Annotated in this window: 8 protein-coding genes; all 8 read left to right on the plus strand. The window is 72.9% G+C overall.

The window, feature by feature from the left end:
- Nucleotides 1-972, plus strand: a 972-nt coding sequence (gene odhB, locus B8460_RS16170) for a 2-oxoglutarate dehydrogenase complex dihydrolipoyllysine-residue succinyltransferase (protein WP_048862644.1), incomplete at its 5' end; no start/stop codon positions are given.
- 49 nt (nt 973-1,021) lie between these two features.
- Nucleotides 1,022-2,413, plus strand: coding sequence for a dihydrolipoyl dehydrogenase (lpdA, locus tag B8460_RS16175; RefSeq protein WP_048862645.1), 1,392 nt, complete (start codon nt 1,022-1,024; stop codon nt 2,411-2,413).
- Between the two features lie 28 nt (nt 2,414-2,441).
- Nucleotides 2,442-3,392 carry a 4-hydroxythreonine-4-phosphate dehydrogenase PdxA gene (gene pdxA / locus B8460_RS16180; protein ID WP_277813987.1) on the plus strand — a complete coding sequence of 317 codons (951 nt, stop codon included), beginning with the start codon at nt 2,442-2,444 and terminating at the stop codon, nt 3,390-3,392.
- Entirely contained in the window at nt 3,389-4,105 is a 717-nt protein-coding gene (locus B8460_RS16185) for a pyridoxine 5'-phosphate synthase (protein WP_048862646.1), read from the plus strand. Before pdxA ends, B8460_RS16185 begins: the two co-directional genes overlap by 4 nt.
- A gap of 60 nt (nt 4,106-4,165) precedes the next feature.
- Nucleotides 4,166-5,167 carry an ABC transporter substrate-binding protein gene (locus tag B8460_RS16190; RefSeq protein WP_158322920.1) on the plus strand — a complete coding sequence of 334 codons (1,002 nt, stop codon included), beginning with the start codon at nt 4,166-4,168 and terminating at the stop codon, nt 5,165-5,167.
- A complete protein-coding gene (gene modA / locus B8460_RS16195; protein WP_052945270.1) occupies nt 5,164-5,937 on the plus strand; it encodes a molybdate ABC transporter substrate-binding protein in 774 nt (257 codons plus the stop codon). Before B8460_RS16190 ends, modA begins: the two co-directional genes overlap by 4 nt.
- A 7-nt stretch (nt 5,938-5,944) precedes the next feature.
- Nucleotides 5,945-6,628, plus strand: coding sequence for a molybdate ABC transporter permease subunit (gene modB, locus B8460_RS16200; protein WP_456303911.1), 684 nt, complete (start codon nt 5,945-5,947; stop codon nt 6,626-6,628).
- 9 nt (nt 6,629-6,637) lie between these two features.
- The coding region (modC, locus tag B8460_RS16205) for a molybdenum ABC transporter ATP-binding protein (protein WP_048862649.1) at nt 6,638-7,411 on the plus strand (774 nt) is incomplete at its 3' end.

The raw sequence follows: 7,411 nt of genomic DNA on the forward strand, positions 1-7,411 counted from the left end.
GCGGCGGCCAACCCGCCGTCGGGGGTCAATCCGCCGCCGCAGCCGCGCGGCCCGGTCTCGCGCCCGGCGACCCCGCCATCCGACATCGCCGCCGCGCACACGCCGATGCCGGCGGCGGCCAAGATCATGGCCGATCACGCCGTCGACCCGTCCATCGTCCCAGGCACCGGCCGGGACGGCCGCATCACCAAGGGCGACGTGCTGGCCTTCCTCGACCGTCCGGCCCCGGCGGCGCCGGCCCCGGCGGCGCGTGCGCCGCGCGAGGCCGATCCGCGTGAGGAACGGGTGCGCATGACGCGCCTGCGCCGCACCATCGCCCAGCGCCTGAAGCAGGCGCAGAACGAGGCGGCGATGCTCACCACCTTCAACGAGGTGGACATGACCGCGGTCATGGAGCTGCGCGCCGCGTACAAGGACGCCTTCGAGAAGAAGCACAAGGGCGTGCGCCTCGGCTTCATGTCGTTCTTCGTCCGCGCCTGCGTCGCCGCGCTGCAGGAGTTTCCGGCCGTCAACGCCGAGATCGACGGCGACGAGATCGTCTACAAGCACTTCGTCCACATGGGCATCGCCGTCGGCGGCGCGAACGGGCTTGTTGTGCCGGTCGTCCGCGACGCCGACCGCATGAGCTTCGCGCAGATCGAGGCGGCGGTGACCGATTTCGGCCGCCGCGCCCGCGACGGCGCCCTGAAGCTCGAGGAACTGACCGGCGGGACGTTCAGCATCACCAACGGCGGCGTCTATGGCAGCCTGATGTCGACACCGATCCTGAACCACCCGCAATCCGCGATCCTGGGCATGCACAAGATCCAGGAACGTCCGATGGCGATCGGCGGCAAGGTCGAGATCCGGCCGATGATGTATCTCGCGCTCAGCTATGATCACCGCATCGTCGACGGGCGCGAGGCGGTGAGCTTCCTCGTGCGCGTCAAGGAAGGCATCGAGGATCCGCGCCGCCTGCTGCTCGAGGTCTGACGGGCCGGCAGGCGCGCCGCGCCCGGCCAACTCAAACGGGGCTGACGACATGGCCGACACCTACGACGTCATCGTGATCGGGGCAGGCCCCGGCGGCTATGTCTGCGCCATCCGCGCGGCGCAGCTCGGCATGAAGGTCGCGTGCGTCGAAAAGCGCGCGACGCTCGGCGGCACCTGCCTCAACATCGGCTGCATCCCGTCCAAGGCGATGCTGCAGTCGAGCGAGGATTTCACCGCCGCCGCCCACCGGTTCGCCGACCACGGCATCCTCATCGACGGCATCAAGCTCGATCTGGCGCGCATGCAGGCCCGCAAGGGCGAGGTCGTGGCCGCCAACGTCAAGGGCGTGGAGTTCCTGTTCCGCAAGCACAAGATCGACTGGCTGCGCGGCGAGGGACGGATCACCGGGCCGGGCACCGTGGAGGTGGACGGCACCGCCTATGCCACGCGCCACATCGTCGTCGCCACCGGCAGCGAAAGCGTGCCGCTGCCGGGCGTCGAGGTGGACGAGAAGCGCATCGTCACCTCCACCGGCGGTCTCGAACTGGACCGGGTGCCGGAGCATCTGGTGGTGATCGGCGGCGGCTATATCGGGCTTGAGCTGGGCAGCGTCTGGCTGCGCCTCGGCGCGAAGGTGACGGTGGTCGAGTTCCTCGACCGGCTGGTGCCAACGATGGACGGCGAGGTCGCCAAGACCTTCGCGCGCATACTCGGCAAGCAGGGGATGACGTTCCGCCTCGGCACCAAGGTGACGGGCGCGCGCACCGGCAACGACGGCGTGACGCTGACCGTGGAGCCCGCGGCGGGCGGGACCGCGGAGGAGCTGCGCGCCGACGTGGTGCTGGTCGCGATCGGCCGGCGCGCCTACACGGAAAATCTCGGCCTCGATGCCGTGGGCGTGGCGACGGATGCGCGCGGCCGCGTACGGACGGACGGGCATTACGCCACCAATGTTCCCGGCATCTGGGCCATCGGCGACGTGATCGACGGCCCGATGCTGGCGCACAAGGCGGAGGAAGAAGGGATCGCCGTCGCCGAGCGCATCGCCGGGCAGGCCGGTCACGTCAACTACGGCGTCATTCCCGGCGTCGTCTACACGTGGCCCGAGGTCGCCTCCATCGGCCGCACCGAGGAGGAGCTGAAGGCGGCGGGCGTGGCGTACAAGGCGGGCCGCTTCCCCTTCACCGCCAACGGGCGCGCGCGCGCAATGGGCGACACCGACGGGTTCGTGAAAATCCTGGCCGATGCGACCACCGACGAGATCCTCGGCGCGCATATCATCGGCCCCGACGCCGGCACCCTGATCGCGGAGATCGCGACGGCGATGGAGTTCCGCGCCTCGTCCGAGGACGTGGCCCGCACCTGCCACGCGCATCCGAGCCTGAACGAGGCGGTCAAGGAAGCGGCGCTCGCCGTCGAGGACCGCGCGATTCACATCTGATGGGCGCGCCTCCGATCGGCCCCGGCCGGTGACCCCGCTCGCGCTCACCATGGGCGATCCCGCCGGCATCGGCGGCGAGATCACGCTCAAGGCCTGGCGGGCGCTGCGCCACAGCGGGCCGGCCTTCGTCGCCATCGACGACCAGGCGCGCCTGCGCGCGATTGATGCCACCGTGCCGCTCCGCCCCGTCGCGTCGGCGGCCGAGGCGTCGGCTGTCTTTGCCGAGGCGTTGCCGGTGCTTGCCGAGACGGGCGGCGCCGTCGCGTCGATCGAGCGTGCGGCGGCGCTCGCGCTGGCCGGCGAGGTGGGCGGCGTCGTGACCAGTCCGATCAACAAATCGGTGCTGTATGCCGCCGGCTTCGCCTATCCCGGCCATACCGAGTTCCTGGCCGCGCTGACCGGCGGCGCCATGCCGGTGATGATGCTGGCCTGCCCCGCGTTGCGCGTGGTGCCGGTGACCATCCATCTCTCGCTGCGCGATGCCCTCGCGGCGCTGACCACCGGGCTGATCGTCGACACCGCGCGGATCACCCACGCCGCGCTGCGGCGCGATTTCGGCATCGCCGCACCGCGTCTGGCGCTGGCCGGCGTCAACCCGCATGCCGGGGAGGGCGGCGCGCTGGGCGCCGAGGATGAAGCGATCGTCGCTCCGGCCGTCGCCGCGCTGCGGGCCGAGGGGATCGACGCGACCGGGCCATGGCCGCCCGACACCATGTTCACCGCGGACGCCCGCGCCCGCTACGACGTGGCGCTCGGCATGTATCACGATCAGGTGCTGATCCCGCTCAAGACGCTGGACATGCACAACGGCGTCAACGTGACGCTCGGGCTGCCGATCGTGCGCACCTCGCCCGATCACGGCACGGCCTATGACATCGCCGGCCGCGGCATCGCCGATCCGTCGAGCCTGATCGCGGCGATCCGCATGGCCGCGACGCTTGCCGCCGCGCGGGCGCGGGGGCAGCATCCCGCGCCATGAACCCGGTCCGTCTCGGCGTCAACATCGACCACGTCGCCACCGTCCGCAACGCGCGCGGCGGCGCGCATCCCGATCCGCTGCACGCGGCGCGCATCGCGATCGCCGCCGGGGCGGACGGCATCACCATGCATCTGCGCGAGGACCGGCGGCATATCCGCGACGACGACCTTGCCCGCGCGATGGCGACGCTGACCGCGCCGATCAACCTGGAGATGGCGGCGACGGCGGAGATGGTGCGCATCGCCTGCGCCGCCCGGCCGCATGCCTGCTGTCTCGTGCCGGAGCGGCGCGAGGAGGTCACGACGGAGGGCGGCCTCGACGTGGCCGGGCAGATGGACGCGCTGCGCCCCGCCGTGGCGGCCCTGTCGGCTGCCGGCATCCGCGTGTCGCTGTTCATCGATCCCGACCCCGCGCAGCTGCGCGCGGCGGCGGCGATCGGCGCGCCGGTCGTGGAGCTGCATACCGGCGCCTATGCGGACGGCCGGCCGGGCGAGCTGGACCGCCTCCGCGCGGCGGCGGCGCTGACCGCCGAGCTTGGTCTGGAATGCCATGCGGGGCACGGGCTGACCTATGACAATGTCGGCCCCGTCGCGGCCTTTCCGGAGGTGCGCGAGCTCAACATCGGGCATTTCCTGATCGGTCAGGCGATCACGGACGGGCTGGCCGCCGTGGTTGCCCATATGCGCGTCCTGATCGCGGCGGCGCGCCGCTGAGGCTTTACCGCTCGGTTTGGGCGACTATAACGTGGCCGGGTAACCGAACGGATGGTGGCCGTGCGCCGACTGGTCCTGGCTGTGATCGCCCTCCTCGTCGCGGGCAGGGTCGCCGGCGCGGCGGAGATCACCGATGCCACCGGGCGCACGGTGCAGGTCCCGGACCATCCCGCGCGTGTGCTTCCCGCCGGGTATCCCGCATCGGTGCTGCTGGCGGCGCTGGCGCCGGACCTGATGATCGGCTGGACCCATCCGCCCTCGGCCGCCGCCGCCGCCTTCCTGCCGCCCGCCCTCGCCAAGCTGCCCTCGGTCGCGCGCGTGACGTTCGAAGGGGCGGGTGCTGCGGTGAAGACCTATCATCCCGATCTCGTGCTCGATTACGGCGACGCGACCCCGCGCTATGCCCGCGCCGCGGCCGACATCCAGCGCCAGACCGGCATCCCGACCATCCTGCTCGACGGGCATCTGACAGCGGCGCCGGCGGCGCTGCGTCTGGCCGGGCAGGCGGTCGGGCGGCCGGCACGCGGCGAGATGCTGGCGCGGCTGGCCGAGGATCTCCTGGCGGCGGTGCCGAAGCCCGCACGGGCGATGCGTGTCGCGATCCTGCGCGGCGGTGACCCGCCGGCGGTCGCGCAGCCGGGGTCGCTGGCGACCGAGGTGGTGACGCTGCTCGGCTGGACGCCGGTCGCGCCGCCATCGGCGAAGGGTGGCATGTTCCGCCCCGCCAGCATCGCCGACATCGCGGCGCTGAACCCCGACCTCATCCTCATCCACGGCATGGATGCCCGCGCCGCCATGGCGAAATCGGCCGCGTGGCAGGCGGTGCCGGCGGTCAGGGACGGGCACGTGTTGGTGGAGCCTGAGGTTCCCTTCGGCTGGATCGAGGAACCGCCGTCGATCAACCGCCTGCTCGGCCTCGCCTGGCTGTCGGGGCGGAGCGGGGCCGATGGCGGGGCCGGGGCTGCGACCGGCACCGCCCTGTCCGCGCTGCTGTTCGACCACCTGCCGCCGCCGCAATCCGTGACCGATCTGCGGACCTTTCTCGAGGAGCGCGGCCGTTGATCGGCCGTCGCGTAGCCCTCGGCGGGCTCGCAGCCGTCGCCCTGGCGCCCGGCGCGCGGGTCCGCGCGGCGGAGACGCCGCTGACCGTCTTTGCCGCGGCGAGCCTGACGGATGCGATGAAGGACGTCTCGGCCGCCTGGGCGAAGCTGGGGCATCCGGAGCTGCGGCTTTCGTTCGGGTCCAGCTCCACCCTCGCGCGGCAGATCGAACAGGGCGCGCCGGCGAACCTGTTCGGCTCGGCCGATCTCAGATGGATGGACTACCTGGACAAGCGCGGGCTGGTGGTCGCCGGCACGCGGCGCGATCTCCTGTCGAACGATCTGGTGCTCGTCGTGCCCGCCGCCGCGCCGCGGCACGTCGATATCCGGCCCGGCTTCGACCTCGCGGCCCTGCTGGGCGCCGACGGCAGGCTGGCGGTGGGCGATCCCGCGCACGTGCCCGCCGGGATCTACGCGGCCGAGGCGCTGCGCAAGCTCGGCATCTGGGACAGCGTGAAGGGGCGTCTCGCGCCGGCCGACAACGTGCGCAGCGCGCTGCTGCTGGTCGAGCGGGGCGAGGCGCCGGCCGGCATCTGCTACGGCACCGACGCGGCGGTCAGCCGGCAGGTGATGGTGGCGGGCGTGTTCCCCGCCGCGAGTCACGCGCCGATCGTCTATCCCTTCGCCCTCATGCGGGGCGGCGACACGCCGCAGGCGCGGGCGCTGCTGGACTTTCTGGCCGGGGACACGGCGCGCGGCATCTTCGCGGCGCGCGGCTTCAAGACGGAATAGCGCCCTGCTGTCGGCCGATGAATGGACCGCGGTCCGGCTGACGCTCGACATCGCGGCCCGCAGCGTCGCCTTCGGCCTGCCGCTTGCGGTGCTGGCGGCATTCCTGCTCGTTCGGGGGCGCTTCCCCGGCCGGGCGTTGCTCGACGCGCTGGCGCACCTGCCGCTGGTGCTGCCCCCGGTCGTCGTCGGCTGGCTGCTGTTGCTGATCTTCGGGCGAAACGGCGCGGTCGGCGCGTGGCTCGACGCCTGGTTCGGCATCCGGCTGGTATTCACCCGCGCGGGAGCGGTGCTGGCCTGCGCGGTGATGGTCTTTCCGCTGATGCTGCGCGCCGTGCGTCTGTCGCTGGAGGGGATCGATCCCGGCCTTGAACAGGCGGCGCGCACGCTCGGCGCCGGCTGGCTCGACCGTTTCGTGACGATCGTGCTGCCGCTGGCGGCGCCGGGCATCCTGGTCGCGGCGGTCGTGGGGTTCGCGGCCTCGCTCGGCGAGTTCGGCGCGGTGATCACCTTCGCGGCCAACATTCCGGGGCAGACGCAGACGCTGCCGCTGGCGATCTACACCGCGTTGCAGTCGCCGGGCGGCGAGGCGACGGCGGCGCGGCTGTCCGTCGTCGCCGTGGTGCTCGCGCTGGCCGGATTGCTGCTCGCGGAGGCGCTGGGCCGCCGGCTGCGCGTCCGCCTGGGCCGCTGAGGGGCTGGCATGACCGCGTCGCTGGAGGTGGCTTTCCGCCACCGGCTGGGGGGCACGGCGTTCGACATCGCCTTCAGCGCCCCGGCGGACGGCACGGTGGCGCTGTTCGGCGCCTCGGGCAGCGGGAAATCCACGGTCGTCAACGTCGTGGCCGGGCTGCTTCGCCCCGCCAGCGCGCGCGTCGCGGTCGGCGGCGCCGTGCTGGCCGATACCGGCGCCGGGACCTGGATCGCGCCCGAGCGGCGGCGGATCGGGCTGGTGTTCCAGGACGCGCGCCTGTTCCCGCACCTGTCGGTCCGCGGCAACCTGCGCTACGGCGCCCGGCGGGCGCCCGCCGGGCCGATCAGCTTCACCGAGGTCGTGGATCTGCTGGGCATCGGCGCCCTGCTGGACCGGCGGCCGCACACCTTGTCGGGCGGGGAACGCCAGCGCGTGGCGATCGGCCGCGCACTCCTGGCACAGCCGCGGCTGCTGGCGATGGACGAGCCGCTCGCCAGTCTCGACGCCGCACGCAAGGCGGAGGTGTTGCCCTACCTCGCCCGCATCCGCGGCGAGATGCGGCTGCCGATCCTCTATGTCTCGCACGACCTCGCCGAGGTCGGGCGGCTTGCCGACACCGTGGTGCTGATCGAGTCCGGCCGGGTCGCGGCGTGCGGCCCGCTCGGCGACGTGACGGCGCGGGGCGACCTGCCGATCGCGGCGCGTGACGACGCGGGGGCGGTTCTGGCCGGCATCGTCACGGCGCATGACGCGGCGCGGCAGCTGACCCGGGTGCGGGCGGCG

Source organism: Acidisphaera rubrifaciens HS-AP3, from assembly GCF_000964365.1.
GTDB classification, from domain to species: Bacteria; Pseudomonadota; Alphaproteobacteria; order Acetobacterales; family Acetobacteraceae; genus Acidisphaera; species Acidisphaera rubrifaciens.

Bases quoted from the DNA above. Each gene is read 5' to 3' on its own strand.
- B8460_RS16185 (WP_048862646.1), top strand. From the start codon at position 3,389: ATGAACCCGGTCCGTCTCGGCGTCAACATCGACCACGTCGCCACCGTC.
- lpdA (WP_048862645.1), top strand. From the start codon at position 1,022: ATGGCCGACACCTACGACGTCATCGTGATCGGGGCAGGCCCCGGCGGC.